This window comes from Granulicatella sp., assembly GCF_057274575.1.
This window is the reverse complement of the sequence record NZ_DBHISP010000006.1, coordinates 65,324-82,458: the sequence shown is the minus strand read 5'-3', so window position 1 is coordinate 82,458 and position 17,135 is coordinate 65,324. Positions and strand designations below refer to the sequence as shown.

Here is a 17,135-nt window from a genome sequence, read left to right as displayed (position 1 = left end):
TTAAATAGCTAAATTCATTTTAGTTTATAAAATCTTCCCTATCTTACCGTAGAAATTCCTCTTTACGATAAAAAGAGGAGAGTTTCCTCTCCTCACTTTTTTGGAACATCCTATAACCGGTTCCCTCTCTCAAGCTCATGACGAACCGCTAATCGAACGACCCAGTAACAAGCGTAGATAAAGACTACTGCTAATACGATTCCTCCAAAAACCACTGGTAATCCTACATCCATATAGAGCACCTCCAATGAGACTCAAATCTTTTAAAACCGACATCTTTACATGTTTAACATAGCACTTTTTAACATAAAGTCAATAGGTGCTCGTCTGATATTGAAAGAAAAACTACATCAACTAAATGTCAGTTGGTGTAGACCTCATTTTTTTTATTTCCAAAAATCATCATAGATTGTAATTGGTAAGTGACGTTTATGTTCCGTCTTTTGATACCAATTTTCAATCGTCTCTGCTGCTTTTTCGTTGATGTCTTTTCCTTCGAGATAATCATCAATCTCTTCGTAAGTAACCCCAAGTGCTACTTCGTCTGGCAGCGATGGACGGTCTTCTTCAAGGTCTGCCGTTGGAACTTTCAAGTATAGGTGTTTTGGAGCACCTAGTACTTGTAACATCGCTCGGCCTTGACGTTTATTAAGACGCCATAACGGAGTGATATCCGCAGCACCGTCTCCAAATTTCGTGTAGAAACCTGTCACCGATTCTGCCGCATGGTCTGTCCCGATAACGGCACAGCCTGTTTGGCCTGCAATCGCATATTGAGCAATCATGCGTTCACGCGCTTTAATATTTCCCTTATTGAAATCCGAAATTTCCATTCCAAGTTCTTCAATACTACGTTCAGACGCATCTACCGCATCCTTCACGTTCACGCGAAGCACATCCGTTGCCTTCATAAAGGCAATCGCGTCCATGGCATCTTGTTCATCTGCTTGCACGCCATAAGGAAGTCGCACGGCATAGAAACGATACACCTTTTGGTCTTGTTCTTCGTTCAATTCATCAATCGTCATTTGTGCGAGTTTCCCAGCGAGCGTTGAATCTTGTCCGCCACTAATCCCAAGAACATACCCATTTAAGAAGGGATGCTTTGCAAGATACGCTTTTAAGAAGTCGACCGTTTTACGAATCTCTTCTTTAGGATTAATAGTTGGTTTGACACGAAGCGTTTCGATAATTTTTTGTTGTAATGGTCTCATAACGTTCCCCTTACTTTGCGTTTTCTTTGGCCAACTGTTCTGATTTAAGACGCACTTCTTCTCTGATTTCCGCAATACTTGCCAATTTTTGGTCGTATGTCTTTTGAGAGAGGTCGACTGGATATTGCTCTGGGTTCAAGATACGTTTGTATTCGTCCCATAGCGCTTCGATTTGCTCGTCTTTGTACGCTTTAATTTCTTGAAGTGTTGGTAATTCATACACGCATTTTCCGTTTTCGAAAATCAGTTGTAAAATAGGACGCGCTGTGAAGTCTGTCACTGTTTTATTAATATAAGTGTAGACTGGATGGAACATAAAGAGCTCATCTAAATGGTCTGGACGTTCATCCCATAATGCGATGTAGTCCCCTTCAGACTTGCCATCTGAATTGCGTGTAATACGCCATACTTGTTTCTTACCAGGTGTGGATACTTTTTCCGCATTGTTCGAAATCTTCATTGTATCCACCATTACGCCGTTTTCGTCTTCGATACTTACAAGCTTGTACACACAGCCAAGTGCTGGTTGGTCATACGCTGTAATTAAACGAGTACCGATTCCCCAAACGTCGATTTTAGCTCCTTGCATCTTCAAGTTAAGGATTGTTTTTTCATCTAAGTCACTTGACGCGTAAATTTTCGCTTTTGTAAATCCAGCTTCGTCTAATTGTTGACGAACTTTTTTCGACATATAGGCCATGTCCCCACTATCGATACGAACACCTAAGAAATTAATCTTTTCGCCGAATTCTTTGGCTACACGGATGGCATTTGGAACCCCAGATTTCAAAATATCATACGTATCGACTAAGAATACGCAGTCACGGTGAGTCTTCGCATAAGCTTTGAACGCTTCGTAGTCATCACGGTACGCTTGTACTAATGCGTGGGCATGTGTCCCAGAAACTGGAATGCCAAACATCTTGCCAGCACGAACGTTACTTGTCGCATCACATCCACCGATGTACGCTGCACGTGTTCCCCAAATGGCCGCATCTAATTCTTGCGCGCGACGAGTTCCGAATTCTAATACTGGATTGTCTCCTGAGACCATACGTACACGGCTCGCTTTTGTTGCGATCAGCGTTTGGAAGTTCACGATATTTAATAAAGCTGTTTCGATTAATTGACATTCTGCAAGCGTTCCTTCAACTTGCACCAGTGGTTCATTCGCGAAAACAAGTTCTCCTTCTACTGCAGAGCGGATGCTTCCTTTGAATTCGAAGTTTTCTAGGTATGTTAAGAATTCTTCTGGATAGTGCCCAAGTCCACGTAAGTATTCAATATCTGTTTTTGAGAAACGTAATTGTTCAATAAAGTGGACAATGCGTTCTAGTCCCGCAAAAATTGCATAACCATTTTCAAATGGCAACTTTCTGAAATACGCTTCAAAAATCGCTTTTTTCTCAGACACGCCTGTTTCCCAATATGTTTTCATCATATTAATTTGGTATAGGTCTGTATGTAGTGTTAAACTATCATCTTTATAAACTGAGTTCATCTATCGATACTCCTTTTTTATTGTAGTTACCTCTTTATTTTACACCAGTTCCGGACGATTGTACACGGATGGAGACTGGAAACAAAAAAGCAAATCCTTCATCAGACTTGCTTTTTTGCTTTATTTATTTTTATAGGTCTAAGAATCCTTCGTGTGGAGTCATATGGAAGTATTCCGCGATTTCTTGTAATTGCACATCTGTGATTTCTTGTAGGATTTTACCGCCTTGTGCACCCACTTGAGAGTAAATCATCGCTGCTTTTTCGATGACCTCAATTAATCCATATGTTTCATCAAGCGTATCGCCTGCCGCAAATAATCCGTGATGTGGCCAAATCACCGCTCTAAACTCTGCCATTTTCGCAGCTGTTGCTTCCCCGATCGCGTTTGTTCCTGGTGTCATATAAGGAATCACGCCAATTCCTTCTGGGAAGACCACAATTGATTCAGCTTGCATTTTCCAAAGAAGTCTTGATAAATGACGTTCGTCTAATGGTTGTGTGAAGCTTAATGCGATAAGGTTTGTTGGGTGGCAATGGAAGACCACTTTATGATTTGGATTCACTTTAAGTCGTTCGATATGGCTCATTAAGTGACTTGCAAATTCTGAGGTTGGCTTTCCGCCATCTTCGAATCCCCATAGTAATTCTGCTTTTTGTCCGTCCTCTGAAATACGAACTAAGCCTAAATCAAGAAGAGGTTGGTTGGTGACATTTCTGAAGTATCGACCGGTACCTGTTACTAAGTAATAGAATCCTGCAAGTGTTGAGGCATCGAATCCTAAGTCGAGCGAACGTTTCACTTCTTTCACATCTTCATACGCTTCTACTTCACTATCTTCTAAGCGTACTGATACGTTACCCCCGTTACGTTCATCCCAGTAGCGTAAGTACGATTCTTTTGTGAGTTCACATAATTTTTTTACAGCTGGTGATTCAATAAATTTTGCCATTTTCTAATTCTCCCTTAGTTTCTTTGTGATAACACTTGTTCTTTCTTTAGTTTGACTTCATTATACCATGTAAGTCCGACTGGAACACCATTTAGTTTCAAACTTTTTAAATCAAACAATAACCGGTAACACTCCTTGAGTATTACCGGTCTTACTTTATTCGAATTTTCCTTGATTCGCTTCGTTAGCTGTTTTCAAATCAATTTGAAGAAGGTTGGCTAAGTTTGCATCATCAATCGTTGCTTTTCCTTTATCATCCACTTTAATCGCTAAATAGTGCGTATTTCTTGGAAGATAATCCATGCCCTCTAGGTTGACCCCTAAATTCGATTTAAACCCTAGGGCTGCTAATCGATAAATCAACTTAAGCAAGAGCGCTTTAGAAAAATCAGATTGCCCTATCTTTTGAGATTCCTGGATTAACCCTTCAAAGAAAGCTTGATTGCCTCTTTGATAGCTTGCTTGTACCTCATATTGATAGAGATCTACTTTTGGAGCTTGGAATTTCAAATACACGGTATCCCCATCTACTTTGTAATCTTCCAGTGTATAAGCTCCTGCTTTACCTAATGAGTTCGTATTTACTTTTAAGTACATTGGTCCATAAACTTTAATAGGATAAGTAACTCCTCGAAACTCTATTTCTGCATCATTAGAGAAGGTTGGTCTCGATTCTTTTAACATCTGCACCATATACCCATTCCATAGTTTATCAAAAAATTCTTCTTGATTTGAGGTGGTTGTTGCATGTAAAAGCACATCGAAATTTTCTTGATTTACAAAAATAGCATCCACTAATTTTAAGGCTTCTTGCACTTTACTATCTGTAATGCTCTTTTTCTTCTCCGCAAGTTCTCCAGCAGCTTTTTTCACACGACTTAAAGGCATTTTTACAGTTTTGCCACTATTAGATTCTACATACGTTTGTTCGTAATTCGTTAATGGAGGCATTTTAGCATCCCAATCAAAGGAAGCCGCTGGTCCAGTAACATCATTTTTATGATAAACGGTATCTTTCGTTTGAGCTTGAGTAGTTTCACTTGCAGTAGTTGGAGTAGCTGAGCACCCTGCAATGACGAATGAACAGAATAACGAGCTCCCTACTAGAAGTAATTTAATTTCTTTTTTCATTGAGTTCTCCTTAATACTTTTAAAATAGCGATTTTTGAAAGCTTATTTATTTGAATTTCATTATAGCATACTCCTTTGATTCTCAAAACTTTCTTTCTATAAAGCTCAAAAAAGCACCCCTACAAATGTAAGAGTGCTCTACTTCCTTCATTATTGTAATTTTTCTAAGTCGACTTGTAAGGCAGCTACTTTATCTTTAGCAGCAGCTTCACTATCCGCTTTTGCTCCGATGTAGAACTTAATTTTTGGTTCGGTACCACTTGGGCGAACAGCAATCCAAGATCCATCTTCTAAAATGTATTTCAATACATTAGACGTTGGAAGTCCGATTTCAGAAACGACCCCATTCGCATCTTTTTGTTCGTTTACTGCGAAATCTTGTGCTAATGCTACTTTCAATCCTCCAAAGCTTGTTGGAACTGAAGCGCGTAAGCCATCTAATAAGGCTTTGATTTTTTGTGGACCTTCTAAACCAGCTACTGTTACAGAAATTGTTTTTTCTAAGAAATAACCATGTTTTGCATATAATGCTTGAAGACCATCATATAAAGTTTTGCCTTCGTTCTTGAAGCGTGCAGCTACTTCTGTGAGTAATAACACTGCTTGAACCGCATCTTTATCACGCACAAATGATTTCACAAGGTAACCGTAACTTTCTTCGAAACCGAACATGAACGTATGGTCTCCCGTTTCTTCGTCGTGTTGAATTTGTTCTGCGATGAATTTGAATCCTGTTAACACATTCATCATTTCAGCGCCGTAACTCTTAGCAACAGCTGTTGGAAGTTCACTACTTACGATTGATTTCACGACAAGCGCGTTACTTGGAAGAGTTCCTGCTTGTTGGTGAGCATAGAGTAAGTAATCGACTAAGATAGCAGCGATTTGGTTCCCTGTAATCACTTGGTAGCTTCCATCTGGTAAACGTACAGCAGCCCCCATACGGTCCGCATCAGGGTCAGTCGCTAATAATACATCAGCTCCAACCTTTTGTCCTAATTTCATCGCATATTCAAATGCTCCTGCTTCCTCAGGGTTTGGCGATTTAACTGTTGAGAAATCTCCATCTGGCATTGCTTGTTCTTCAACAATATGTAGACCTTTGAAATTTGCTTGTTCTAATGCTTTTTCTACAAGCATTAATCCTGTACCGTGTAAAGGCGTATACACAACTGATAAGCCTTCAACATCGCTAAGTAATGATGGATTTACAGATACTGATTTAATTTCTTTTAAGTACGCATCATCAACATCTTTACCGATGATTGTTACAAGACCCGACGCTTCTAGCGCATTATCATCTAACACTTTAATTTCAAGAGGATTTTCGACTTGGCGAACATACGCTGTTAATGCATCCGCATCTTTTGGAGGCATTTGCCCACCGTCTTCACCATATACTTTATATCCGTTGTAAGCTGCTGGGTTATGACTAGCTGTAATCATAATTCCGGCAAATGTATGCAAGTGACGCACTGCAAATGATAATTCAGGAGTTGGTCGTAAACTTTCAAACACATACGAAGCAATTCCATGAGACGCTAAAGTACGAGCAGATTCCATTGCAAATTCTGGTGAAAAATGACGTGAATCGTAGGCAATGGCTACCCCACGTTTTTTTGCTTCTTCTCCATAAGTTTCAATCAATCTTGATAACCCTTCAGTCGCTTGACGAACGGTATACGTATTCATTCGGTTAATCCCAGGCCCCACAATTCCACGCATTCCCGCTGTACCAAATTCTAATGGCATATAGAAGGCTTCCTCTTTTTGTGTATCATCCATTGATTGTAATTGCACTTTTAATCCTTCTTCAAGTGCCTCAAAAGATTCCCATAATTTTGCTGTTTCTTTCCAACTCATTTGCATTCGTCTCCTTCTACTGAGTAATCATTTCTTACGTTATTTTATTATCCCCGATTTTCCGAATAGTTTCAACCTCTTTGTGAACTAAAAATCAAGATTTTGAACTTCGAAGCCGTATTCCTGAATATGTGTTTTCAGCATATGCAAGAATCGCTCCGCTTCTTTGGATAATTTTCGTTGATCGTGTTGCAAGATTCCTAGTTCCATTCTATCTTCTACGTCCAGCGGCACCGCAACAATCTTATCATCATTTAGCTTACTACTAATAATCCCTGAACTGATGGTGTATCCATTTAAACCGACCATTAGATTAAAGATGGTCGCACGGTCACTTACCTTAATACTCTTCTTATGCTCCATCGTGCTAAGGATTTCTTCTGAGAAGTAGAATGAGTTTTCTTCCCCTTGTTCATACGACAAATACGGATAATCTTCAAGTTCTTCTAGACTAATGCTCTCTTTTTCTGCAAGTGGATTTTGAGTACTCAAAAACACGTGTGGTTTCGCCTTAAATAATGGCGTAAAAACTAAGTCCTTTTCCTTAAACAATTTTTCCATGACTTTGCGGTTGAAATCATTCAAATATAAGACCCCAATCTCACTCTTATAGTTTGTTAAGTCTTCTAAGATATTTTGCGTTTCTGTTTCTCGGAGTGTGAATTGATATTCATCTCCAGCTTCCTTTTGAATAAAATCTACAAATGCATGAACGACAAAAGCATAGTGCTGAGCGGATACTGAGAATGTTCGTTTCCGTTTGGTTTGTCTTTTGTATTTTTCTTCCATCAAATTCACTTGATCGAGGACTTGACGAGCGTATACTAAAAATTCTCGCCCTTCTGCTGTCAAAGTAATTCCTGTATTACCACGTTGAAAAAGTGTGATATCCATTTCTAATTCCAACTCACGAATGGCCTTTGATAAACTTGGTTGGCTGACATATAAGTCTTTTGCGGCTTCATTCATAGAGCCTTTTTCAACAATTTTCTCGAAATAAATTAATTGTTGAATTCTCATCCGACCACTCCCTTCTATTACATTTATTGTACCATCTTCTTGCAAAAATAAAAATAAACTCCTCCGTGCATTTGCACGAAGGAGTCGATAGGAATTTGTGCTTATTCTTGGAATTTGAATACGACAGAAGAATCATATAATTTAAGAACTTTTTCAAATAAAAATTTACTTGCAATCGCTGCTGCAATTGGAACAACGAACCATACAATAGCTGCTAAGCCCACCTTCAATCCAGCATCGATAGAAGCTAATGGTCCTACCAACCCTACGATACCGAACCCTGCAGATTGTGGAGTACCACTTACTGAGAAGAGCGCTACTGGAATCGCTGAAATAATCGCTGTTGATAAACATGGAATCAAAATCACTGGATATTTGAATAAGTTAGGCATCATTAATTTCATAGCCCCTAGAGCGATGGCTAACGTTACCCCTGATTTATTGACTTTCCATGAGTGGACTACTAATGCTACGGCTGTTGCGGCAACCCCCATTGCAGCCGCCCCGGCAGACACGCCGTTTAATTGAATCGCTAAACCAATCGCTACTGTAGAAATTGGAGAGATAATTAATATTGCAAATGAGCAGCAAATTAAGATTGACATCAAAATTGGTTGTAATGTTGTGAATTCGTTGATGACTTGACCAATCGCTGCAGTAATCATTTTAACGTATGGTAAGAGCAATAATCCGATAAGCGCAGATCCAACTCCAACGACAATTGGCATTGCTACAACGGCAGTTGAACCGAATTTATCTTTGATCAGCATTAACATTCCAACAGCGATACCTGCAGTGACCATTGTATTAATCAAGTCCCCTGTTCCAGCACCGACAAATTTTTGAAGTTCTGCATTATACGTCACTACCCCACTGGCTACGAAGCAGGCCCCTGCAACAACCATCATCGGCATTGGTTTAAATCCGAATTGTAATGCAATTAAGCCCCCGATAATAAGTGGAGTTGCTAATTGGAAAATAACCGCGATTTGCGTAATGGTTACTGCGATTGGATATTGACTAAAATGTTTTAAAATTGCTGAAAGAACGGCATTTGGAATCAGTCCGACGATAACCCCTAGGGCTGTCCCTGCTAAGATTTTATTGATAAAAACTGAAGCCGTCATTTTTTGTTTTGCTTGTGCTTCCATAGTTTTGTCCCCCTCTACTGCGAGCTATTTAGCTCCAAGAATTTGTTCTTTACAATGAACCAATGCTGTTAAAAACTCACAATATGGTGTTGGAACGCCATATTTTTGTCCTTTACGCACTACCGCTCCGTTGATGTAATCAATTTCTGTTAAACGATTATTTTCATTTAAGTCTTGATACATCGATGGGTGATGAAGCCCGATTGTTTCACGATTATAACAATTTGTTTCAATGAAATCTACAATTTCTGAAATATTTAACAGAATGTTTTCATTTTTTGCAACTTCTGAAAATTCTTTCACAATATTTTCAACAATCAAGTGTGCAGTCGTTGTAGAACCAAACTCATACATATTACTCATCAAGATGGTGCAAAGTCCATTCATCGTTCCATTTACACATGCTTTCTTGTAAATGGCGAATAGAATATTCTCAGAGTAAGACGCATTTAACCCCCCGCTGTTCAACACCTCGACGATTTCTTCGGCATTCGTTTTTGCCTCTGCCGTATCTACTAAGTTCTTCAAAGCTACCGTTCCACTACCGAAGAGTTTGACACGACCTGGACCTTCCATTCCAGCCGTCCACATCGTATTTCCGATAAAGATATCTTCTTTTGGAACAAATTGTTCAATTATTTCTTCATGTCCAATTCCATTGAGTAAACAAAGGACTCTTGTTTCATCATGAATCACTGGTTTCAAATCTGTTAGCATACCTTCTAATTGCATCGCTTTTGTAAATAAAATGATTAGGTCACTTGTCATTGCTTCTGTGACTTCACTTTGAAGTACTGCTGGCAACTTCACCACAACTTCTTCCCCGTTAAAGTTGGCCTTGAGACCGTCCTTTTGAATGGCTTCCACATGATCTTTCCAACCATCTACCAAAAGTACTTCATGCCCTGCTTGATGGAGCATTAACCCAAAGCGGCTTCCCATTGCACCGGCACCTGCGATTGTAATTTTCATCGTAATTCCTCCTTTATGTTTTAAAAACCTTATTGTTTCCGTCTTTATTCTTTGTTACAATTATTGTGTAACAGTTCACTTAAAAGAATAGGAGATGCCCAATGGATATTAAACACCTTCACTACTTTATAAGTATCGTTGACCATGGCGGATATTCTAATGCCGCTCGTAGTTTGTTCATTACGCAACCGACCCTTTCTCAAACCATTAAAAAATTAGAATCCGAATTACATACTCCGCTATTTATTCAGCAAACTAACAATAGTATTCGACTGACTGAAGCTGGACAGCTCTTATACGATAATGGTAAGAAAATCATTTCTTTGATGGAAGAGACTGTGGCTCAAATTCATGAGCTTAATCAACCTCAAAAAGAAACAATTCGAATTGGGCTACCGACACTTTTTGCGATCAAATTAATGCCTGAGTTCTCGCGTTTTATGATGTCGCATCCTTCGATTCACTTAACGATGGTGCAAGGCGGTTCGCGTGAGCTTCAAACTGCACTAGTGAATGAAGAAATCGACCTTGGTGTTCTCTCATTCCCAAAGATTGAGTCCAATATTATGATTGAACCGTTCCAACAACATTTCGCTGGTTATCAGGCGAGTCTTGTCGTTCCTAAAGGTCATCCACTAGCTTCGAGAGACTCTGTTACCTTTGAAGATTTGAAGGAGGAACGTTTTAGCACCTTATCCGAACACTTTATGCTTGGGAAATTATTACACCAACGCTCTAGACATTTTGGCTTTGAACCGAATATCGTTTACGTAGACGACAACTGGGAAGTACTACTCGCCAGTCTTGCAACCTTTAACTCCGTTTGCATCATGGCACTGGAATATAAAGAATTTTATTCAGATGACGAACTCGTATGGATTCCTCTCATCGATAAAAATGGATTCTTCCCTATCGGAGTTGCTTATCGACCAAACGAAAAATATTCGCAAAACATCTTAGAACTCATTGAATTATTACGAACTTTATAAGGATTCTTATGTTTTCATTGTACTCTCCTTGTGAAGTTTTTACCAATTGAATTTTCTTATAGACCTATTAATTTTTCTTATAACAACACAAAAAAAGGAACGAACTTCTCTCAAAGTTCGTTCCTTTTACTGATTCAATTTATCCGACTAAATAGCCCAGTCTCCGTTGCGGAAGATTGGAACAACCGTACCGTCTTCACGAATACCGTCTACGTTCATTTCTGGTCCACCGATCATGAAGTCCACGTGTACATCCGAACGGTTTAATCCAGCTTCTCTTAATTCTTCTTCAGTTTCGAAGTTTTCTCCACCTTTAACACTTGTAGCATATGCTGAACCAATTGCTAAGTGGTTTGATGCATTTTCATCGAATAATGTATTGAAGAATGTAATGCCTGATTGTGAGATTGGTGATGGGTCGCTTACTAGTGCTACTTCACCTAATCCACGAGCACCATTGTTTTCGAATACTAAGTCTTTCATTACTTGGTCGCCTTTTTCAGCAGATACTTCTGTGATTTGACCGTCTTTGAAAGTCACTTTGATGCCTTCGATAATGTGACCGTTGTAGCTTAATGGTTTTGTGCTTGATACATATCCGTCAGCTACGCGAAAATCTGGAGCTGAGAAGACTTCTTCTGTTGGCATGTTTGCGATGAAGTGTTCTCCTTGAGCATTGATGCTTCCAGCACTTTCCCAAACATGGTTTTTAGGCATTCCTAGAGTTAAGTCTGTCCCTGGTGCAGTGTAATGTAATTTAGCAAATTGTTCTTTATTTAAAACAGCTGCTTTTTTGTCTAATTTTTCTTCATGTTCTTTCCAAGCCGCAACTGGGTCGTCAGCATATACTCGACAAGTTGTAAAGATTTGATTCCATAATAAATCTACAGCTTCTTCTGTTGATGTTGCTTCTGGGAATACTTTTTTAGCCCATGCGCTACCTGCTGCAGCTGCTACTGTCCAGCTTATTTTATTCGATTGACCTGCAACACGCATTGGTTTTAAAGCAACACTTGTAGCTTTCATTGATTTTGCAAGACGACTTGTATCTACTCCATTTAATGCATCTGGATCTCTAGAAACAATGCTTAAACGACTTGCTTTATGATCTAATAAATAGTGCATTTCTTGTACTTTATATTCTGGAACAGTCGTAATACGATCTTCCGCAGCATATAATAAACGGTCACGGTTGATTTCATCATCACTCCATTGAACGATAACTTCGCTTGCTCCTAATTGATAAGCTTCTTTAACTAATAAACGTGCAAAAGGTGCTTGTTCCACTTCTGCATAAATTACTACAGTATGTCCTGGTTGAACATTAATTCCTGTAGACACTAGTAATTTTGCATATTTTTGTAAATTTACATCAAAATTTTCTAATACCATATTGACACTCCTTTTAAAATAACTATCTTCATCCTATCATATTTTTAGTCGAAATTCTTATAAAACACTTCATCTAAGTATAACCCATGAGAAGGTGCCGTTGGACCTGCTGCATTTCGGTCCATGGCTTCTAAAATCTGTTTCATCTCTTCGACTTCTCGTAAACCATCTCCAATTTGAAGCGCCGTTCCAACTAAAATGCGAACCATATTGTAAAGGAAACCTTTACCCTCAAAAGTGAAAATTAATTCATCACCGTTTCTCTTCACTTCTGCTTTCGTCACAACGCGAACTTTGGAGTCTTTATCGCTTTTTGTCGAACAAAAACTTGTAAAATCATGTTCTCCAATCACTGCTTCAAAAGCCTTGTTGATGCGGTCTACATCCGTTTTGAATGGGTGATGCAGCTCATACTGACGAAGAAACGGACTCTGCACCTGTGCAGTCGTTACTTTATAAATATATCGTTTCCCAGTCACACTATAGCGCGCGTGAAACTCCTCAGAGACCGCTTCTGCAGAAATAATCCGGATTGAAGTTGGTAATAAACTATTCATCGCACGAACAAGTGAGTTGGCCTCTATGCGTTTTGGGTAATCGATATGAACCACTTGACCATTGGCATGAACACCAGAGTCTGTCCGGCCAGATCCACTAACAGGAATGTATTGACCCTTTGTCATCTTCTTGAGCGCTTTATTCAGTTCTGCTTGAATGCTATTTCCATTCTCTTGCACTTGAAATCCAACATAAGGCGTTCCATCATATTGAATCGTGAGTTTATATCGCTGCATCCTTTTCCCTTCTTTCAAAAAAGAGCTTGACAAGTCAAGCTCCTTATTTTTTATGCTTTAAATACAAATAATAAAATTGTTACAACCACAAGGGATAATCCCGCAATGGCGTCTCTTATTTCATAGTTCAGAACACGGTATTTACTACGTCCGTCTCCTCCTTGATATCCACGTGCTTCCATGGCTGTAGCCAAGTCTTCTGCACGATTCAATGAGCTCACAAAAAGCGGAATAAGAATTGGAATAATCGCCTTCATTTGTTCAAAGAGATTTCCTTCTCCAAAATCAACCCCACGAGCTCGTTGCGCGTTCATAATTTTTTGCGCTTCATCCATTAAAGTTGGAACGAAACGAAGCGCAATCGATAGCATTAACGCAACCTCATGTACTGGAAACTTCACAATAGAAAGAGGCTTCATTACAGCTTCAATCGCATCTGTTAATTGCAAGGGTGCAGTTGTTAGCGTTAGGAGCGTTGAGAATGAGATAATTAATACAAAACGTAAGAAAATGAATACCGCGTTAATAATCCCCTCGGAAGTCACTTGGAGGAATCCCCATTTAAAGTAAACTTCCCCTCCACTTGTGAATAGAATTTGAAGTGCTACTGTGAATAGAATAACCCAAATTAATGGTCGAATTCCTTTCCAAAAAAATCCTAAGGGAATCTTTGACAACAGTAACGCCACGAGTGTATAGGCAATTAACAAGCCATATGTTACCCAGTTATTAGCCAAGAAGATGACTAATACAAACGCGAATGTTCCAATTAATTTCGTTCGTGGATCTAGTTTATGGATCCATGAGTCTCCTTGTAAATAGCGTCCTAAAATTAATTTATCGAGCACTTGCTTCACCTCCTAAATTAGAATGTGAAACCAGTAAATCCGCTAATTGATCTAATGTCATTGGGCGTTCTTCGGTTGTAAAACCTTTCTCCTTCAGTTTCTCCACAAATTGAATAGTAGAAGGAAGGCCTAATTGTTTTTCTTGGAGCCAATGTGCATCTGCGAACACTTCTTCAGGCGTACCAGTTTTTACAACAGTTCCTTTCTCACAAACAATCACGTAATCCGCATAGTCACTTACATCATTCATTTGATGTGTTACAAGAACGATGGTAATCCCTTGCTCTTTTTGCAAGGAGGAAAACATCTCCATCATTTCTTTACGACCTTTGGGATCTAGTCCCGCAGTTGGTTCATCAAGCACTAACACCTCAGGCTGCATCGCTAATACTCCTGCAATAGCAACACGGCGCATTTGCCCTCCAGATAAATCAAACGGAGACTTCTGTAAAACGTCTTCAGGAAGTCCCACAATTTTCAGTGTGTGTTTGGCAATTTGATTAGCGTCTTCCTCACTCACTCCAAAATTCTTTGGACCAAATGCAATATCTTTCTGAACGGTTTCCTCAAAAAGTTGTGCTTCAGGGAATTGGAATACGATTCCTACTTTCTTTCGTAGAGGTTTAAGATCCTTATTACTCGTTTGAGCATCTACTATACGTTCCCCTAAGGCAACTGTTCCTGTAGTAGGTTTTAATAAAGCATTTAAATGTTGAAGAATAGTCGACTTTCCTGAACCAGTATGACCAATGATTGCAGTGTACTTTCCAGAAGGAATTGCAAAATTCACGTCATATAATGCTCGTGTTTCAAAGGGAGTGTTTGCTTGGTATGCGAAATTTACTTCGTTAAAACGGATGTCCATAACCACTCCACCAATCCTTCCTCATCTAAATACTCCTCAGGGACATTTATTCCTCTTTCACGAAGAGCTTCTATCAGTTTCTCAGCAAAAGGAACATCTAATCCTTTTTCAACTAGTTTGGATCCTAATTTAAAAATTTCCTTTGGAGTCCCGATTTGTTGAATTTGACCTTGCTCCATCAAAACAACTCTGTCTGCTTGAGCCGCTTCATCCAAATCATGTGTAATAGAAATAACGGTAATCTTCTTTTCTTTATGAAGTTTTTGAATCGTCGAAATAACTTCTAAACGCCCTTTTGGATCTAACATCGATGTTGCTTCATCCAAAATAATTACTTCAGGTTCTAATGCCGTTACTCCCGCAATGGCTACTCTTTGTTTTTGTCCACCTGATAAGCGGGCTGGTTCTTTCGTTCGGAATTCAGACATTTTCACCATATCAAGAACTTTGGTAACACGTTCGAGCATTTCCTCCCGAGGAAGTCCAATATTTTCCAACCCAAAAGCAATATCATCTTCTACAGTAGTTCCCACGAATTGATTATCAGGATTTTGGAAGACCATTCCAACTGTTCTTCTTGCATCAAATACGGTCTCTGCAGTTAACGTCTTCCCATTTACAACAACAGATCCTGTGTTTGCTTCAATTAAACCATTCATAACTTTGGCCAAAGTAGATTTCCCTGATCCATTATGACCAATAATTGCTAACCATTCACCTCGTCGAATTTCTAGTGAAACTCCTGCAAGGGCTTCTCTGGCATCGTCTTCATGATAACGATAATGAATATCTTCTAACTCAATAATAGTCTGATTCAATAACGACACCCCTTTCCTTATTCTATGTATGATTAAAAAATATGTATAAAATAAAAAAACACACTTTATTACGATGAAGTGCTTCCCCGCCAAATGAATGACGGGAAGGCAACGAGCTAGACTAAATAATCAAGGAAAGAATAAGGCTACCATTCAGTAGCCTCAGACTTCCCATCTTACAAAGCAAGATGATTATTACCATCATGACGCTCTTTTCAACCATCGAAAAGTGTTCGATTGAATGTTATATTAAACTAATTCAATGATAACCATTGGTGCAGCATCGCCACGACGAGGTTCTGTTTTAAGAATACGAGTGTATCCACCTTGACGTTCGTTGTAACGAGAAGCTAAATCATTAAATAATTTTTGCAACGCTGTTTCAACAACGATTTTTTCGCCTTCTTCACGAACATCTGCAACTTCGTTACGAACAAATGCAGCTGCTTGACGACGAGCATGTAAGTTACCACGTTTACCTAAAGTAATCATTTTTTCTACAGTAGAACGAATTTCTTTAGCACGAGCTTCAGTAGTAACGATACGTTCGTTAATAATTAAGTCTGTTGTCAAGTCACGTAGTAACGCTTTACGTTGTGAACTTGTACGTCCTAATTTACGATAAGCCATTTTATAATATTCCTCCTTCTTAAGAGTTTCTATTAGTCTTCACGACGTAAGTCTAAATTTAAATCGATTAGTTTTTGTTTTACTTCTTCAAGAGATTTACGACCTAAGTTACGAACTTTGATCATTTCAGCTTCTGATTTGCTTGTTAATTCATGTACTGTATTAATTCCAGCACGTTTCAAGCAGTTATAAGAACGAACTGATAAATCTAATTCTTCAATAGTCATTTCAAGAAGACGTTCTTTTTGAGTTTCTTCTTTTTCGACCATGATTTCCATAGGAAGTGCTTCATTTGTTAAGTTAACAAAAATATTCAAGTGTTCTGTTAAAATACGAGCTGCTAAACTAATAGCATCTTGAGGTGCAATAGAACCATCTGTCCATACATCAAGAGTTAGTTTATCATAAACATTTTTTTGACCAATACGAGTGTTCTCTACTTGGTAGTTCACTTTACTAATCGGAGTATAAATAGAATCAATTGGAATAACACCAATTGGCATATTTTCAGATTTATTGTAATCAGAGCGAACATACCCACGACCATTTTTAGCGTTCATACGAACATGGAAGTGATGACCTTCTGCTACTGTACAAATGTATAAATCAGGGTTTAGAACTTGAATGTCGCTATCGTGTTTGATATCTCCTGCAGTTACAACTGCTGGTCCTTTAACATCAATTTCTAATACTTTATTTTCATCTTCACTGAAAGATTTAAGCGCAATTTTTTTAATGTTTAAAATGATTGCAGCTACATCTTCAACTACGCCATCTATTGTTGAAAATTCATGTAAAACGCCATCCATTTGGATATCTGTTACTGCAGTACCAGGGAGTGACGATAATAAGATTCGGCGTAATGAATTCCCTAAGGTAGTACCATAACCGCGTTCAAGTGGCTCAACAACGAATTTACCAAATTTTGCATCTTCGCTGACTTCAATTGTCTCAATTTTTGGTTTTTCAATTTCGATCATGTTTTTTACCCCTTT

17 protein-coding genes are annotated in these 17,135 nt (G+C 38.8%); 1 reads left to right on the top strand and 16 read right to left on the bottom strand.

Translation table 11 applies throughout. The annotated features are described in order from the left end of the window. Window positions 1-110: 110 nt before the first annotated feature. The 9 genes from ACO5V7_RS04665 to ACO5V7_RS04625 all read right to left on the bottom strand — a co-directional run bounded on the left by ACO5V7_RS04665 (window position 111) and on the right by ACO5V7_RS04625 (window position 9,804). A complete protein-coding gene (locus ACO5V7_RS04665) occupies window positions 111-233 on the bottom strand; it encodes a hypothetical protein (RefSeq protein ID WP_485485230.1) in 123 nt (40 codons plus the stop codon). Window positions 234-386: 153 nt separating this feature from the next. Next, window positions 387-1,214 (bottom strand): ammonia-dependent NAD(+) synthetase, encoded by an 828-nt coding sequence (gene nadE / locus ACO5V7_RS04660; RefSeq protein ID WP_485485229.1) that lies wholly within the window; start codon window positions 1,212-1,214, stop codon window positions 387-389. 10 nt (window positions 1,215-1,224) lie between these two features. Next, entirely contained in the window at window positions 1,225-2,715 is a 1,491-nt protein-coding gene (locus tag ACO5V7_RS04655) for a nicotinate phosphoribosyltransferase (protein ID WP_485485228.1), read from the bottom strand. A gap of 130 nt (window positions 2,716-2,845) precedes the next feature. Then, a complete protein-coding gene (gene rhaD, locus ACO5V7_RS04650) occupies window positions 2,846-3,667 on the bottom strand; it encodes a rhamnulose-1-phosphate aldolase (RefSeq protein ID WP_485485227.1) in 822 nt (273 codons plus the stop codon). Window positions 3,668-3,823: 156 nt separating this feature from the next. Next, window positions 3,824-4,798, bottom strand: a complete 975-nt coding sequence (locus ACO5V7_RS04645; RefSeq protein WP_485485226.1) for a hypothetical protein — start codon at window positions 4,796-4,798, stop codon at window positions 3,824-3,826. A gap of 150 nt (window positions 4,799-4,948) precedes the next feature. Beyond that, window positions 4,949-6,661, bottom strand: a complete 1,713-nt coding sequence (locus ACO5V7_RS04640; RefSeq protein ID WP_485485225.1) for a phospho-sugar mutase — start codon at window positions 6,659-6,661, stop codon at window positions 4,949-4,951. An 87-nt stretch (window positions 6,662-6,748) separates the two neighbouring features. Further along, on the bottom strand, window positions 6,749-7,681 hold the full coding sequence (locus tag ACO5V7_RS04635) for a LysR family transcriptional regulator (RefSeq protein WP_485485224.1): 933 nt from the start codon (window positions 7,679-7,681) through the stop codon (window positions 6,749-6,751). A gap of 101 nt (window positions 7,682-7,782) precedes the next feature. Next, the gene (locus ACO5V7_RS04630) at window positions 7,783-8,832 is read right to left on the bottom strand and encodes a PTS sugar transporter subunit IIC (protein WP_485485223.1); all 1,050 of its coding nucleotides are present in this window, start codon (window positions 8,830-8,832) and stop codon (window positions 7,783-7,785) included. A 24-nt stretch (window positions 8,833-8,856) separates the two neighbouring features. Next, entirely contained in the window at window positions 8,857-9,804 is a 948-nt protein-coding gene (locus tag ACO5V7_RS04625) for a 2-dehydropantoate 2-reductase (RefSeq protein WP_485485222.1), read from the bottom strand. Between the two features lie 101 nt (window positions 9,805-9,905). Between ACO5V7_RS04625 and ACO5V7_RS04620 the strand changes: the two genes are divergently transcribed. Next, window positions 9,906-10,793: a LysR family transcriptional regulator gene (locus ACO5V7_RS04620; RefSeq protein WP_485485221.1), complete on the top strand. Its 888-nt coding sequence runs from the start codon at window positions 9,906-9,908 to the stop codon at window positions 10,791-10,793. A gap of 147 nt (window positions 10,794-10,940) precedes the next feature. On the opposite strand, the gene ACO5V7_RS04615 is transcribed toward ACO5V7_RS04620, so the two are convergent. From ACO5V7_RS04615 to ACO5V7_RS04585, 7 genes are all read right to left on the bottom strand, one after another. Beyond that, the gene (locus ACO5V7_RS04615) at window positions 10,941-12,185 is read right to left on the bottom strand and encodes an aminopeptidase (RefSeq protein ID WP_485485220.1); all 1,245 of its coding nucleotides are present in this window, start codon (window positions 12,183-12,185) and stop codon (window positions 10,941-10,943) included. 44 nt (window positions 12,186-12,229) lie between these two features. After that, complete coding sequence (gene truA / locus ACO5V7_RS04610; protein ID WP_485485219.1) at window positions 12,230-12,979, bottom strand: tRNA pseudouridine(38-40) synthase TruA; 750 nt, start codon at window positions 12,977-12,979, stop codon at window positions 12,230-12,232. Window positions 12,980-13,029: 50 nt separating this feature from the next. Further along, window positions 13,030-13,827 (bottom strand): energy-coupling factor transporter transmembrane component T family protein, encoded by a 798-nt coding sequence (locus tag ACO5V7_RS04605; protein ID WP_485485218.1) that lies wholly within the window; start codon window positions 13,825-13,827, stop codon window positions 13,030-13,032. Continuing rightward, window positions 13,817-14,692: an energy-coupling factor ABC transporter ATP-binding protein gene (locus ACO5V7_RS04600; protein WP_485485217.1), complete on the bottom strand. Its 876-nt coding sequence runs from the start codon at window positions 14,690-14,692 to the stop codon at window positions 13,817-13,819. The genes ACO5V7_RS04605 and ACO5V7_RS04600 overlap by 11 nt, the downstream gene beginning before the upstream one ends. After that, window positions 14,668-15,519: an energy-coupling factor ABC transporter ATP-binding protein gene (locus tag ACO5V7_RS04595; RefSeq protein WP_485485216.1), complete on the bottom strand. Its 852-nt coding sequence runs from the start codon at window positions 15,517-15,519 to the stop codon at window positions 14,668-14,670. Before ACO5V7_RS04595 ends, ACO5V7_RS04600 begins: the two co-directional genes overlap by 25 nt. Window positions 15,520-15,759: 240 nt before the next feature. Further along, window positions 15,760-16,140 (bottom strand): 50S ribosomal protein L17, encoded by a 381-nt coding sequence (gene rplQ, locus ACO5V7_RS04590; protein WP_485485215.1) that lies wholly within the window; start codon window positions 16,138-16,140, stop codon window positions 15,760-15,762. A gap of 32 nt (window positions 16,141-16,172) precedes the next feature. Beyond that, complete coding sequence (locus ACO5V7_RS04585; RefSeq protein WP_005607438.1) at window positions 16,173-17,120, bottom strand: DNA-directed RNA polymerase subunit alpha; 948 nt, start codon at window positions 17,118-17,120, stop codon at window positions 16,173-16,175. Window positions 17,121-17,135: the final 15 nt, after the last annotated feature.

Bases quoted from the DNA above. Each gene is read 5' to 3' on its own strand.
- ACO5V7_RS04600 (WP_485485217.1), bottom strand. From the start codon at position 14,692: ATGGACATCCGTTTTAACGAAGTAAATTTCGCATACCAAGCAAACACT.
- ACO5V7_RS04665 (WP_485485230.1), bottom strand. From the start codon at position 233: ATGGATGTAGGATTACCAGTGGTTTTTGGAGGAATCGTATTAGCAGTA.
- rplQ (WP_485485215.1), bottom strand. From the start codon at position 16,140: ATGGCTTATCGTAAATTAGGACGTACAAGTTCACAACGTAAAGCGTTA.
- ACO5V7_RS04640 (WP_485485225.1), bottom strand. From the start codon at position 6,661: ATGAGTTGGAAAGAAACAGCAAAATTATGGGAATCTTTTGAGGCACTT.
- ACO5V7_RS04585 (WP_005607438.1), bottom strand. From the start codon at position 17,120: ATGATCGAAATTGAAAAACCAAAAATTGAGACAATTGAAGTCAGCGAA.
- ACO5V7_RS04630 (WP_485485223.1), bottom strand. From the start codon at position 8,832: ATGGAAGCACAAGCAAAACAAAAAATGACGGCTTCAGTTTTTATCAAT.
- nadE (WP_485485229.1), bottom strand. From the start codon at position 1,214: ATGAGACCATTACAACAAAAAATTATCGAAACGCTTCGTGTCAAACCA.
- rhaD (WP_485485227.1), bottom strand. From the start codon at position 3,667: ATGGCAAAATTTATTGAATCACCAGCTGTAAAAAAATTATGTGAACTC.
- ACO5V7_RS04635 (WP_485485224.1), bottom strand. From the start codon at position 7,681: ATGAGAATTCAACAATTAATTTATTTCGAGAAAATTGTTGAAAAAGGC.
- ACO5V7_RS04620 (WP_485485221.1), top strand. From the start codon at position 9,906: ATGGATATTAAACACCTTCACTACTTTATAAGTATCGTTGACCATGGC.
- ACO5V7_RS04655 (WP_485485228.1), bottom strand. From the start codon at position 2,715: ATGAACTCAGTTTATAAAGATGATAGTTTAACACTACATACAGACCTA.
- ACO5V7_RS04645 (WP_485485226.1), bottom strand. From the start codon at position 4,798: ATGAAAAAAGAAATTAAATTACTTCTAGTAGGGAGCTCGTTATTCTGT.
- truA (WP_485485219.1), bottom strand. From the start codon at position 12,979: ATGCAGCGATATAAACTCACGATTCAATATGATGGAACGCCTTATGTT.
- ACO5V7_RS04625 (WP_485485222.1), bottom strand. From the start codon at position 9,804: ATGAAAATTACAATCGCAGGTGCCGGTGCAATGGGAAGCCGCTTTGGG.
- ACO5V7_RS04615 (WP_485485220.1), bottom strand. From the start codon at position 12,185: ATGGTATTAGAAAATTTTGATGTAAATTTACAAAAATATGCAAAATTA.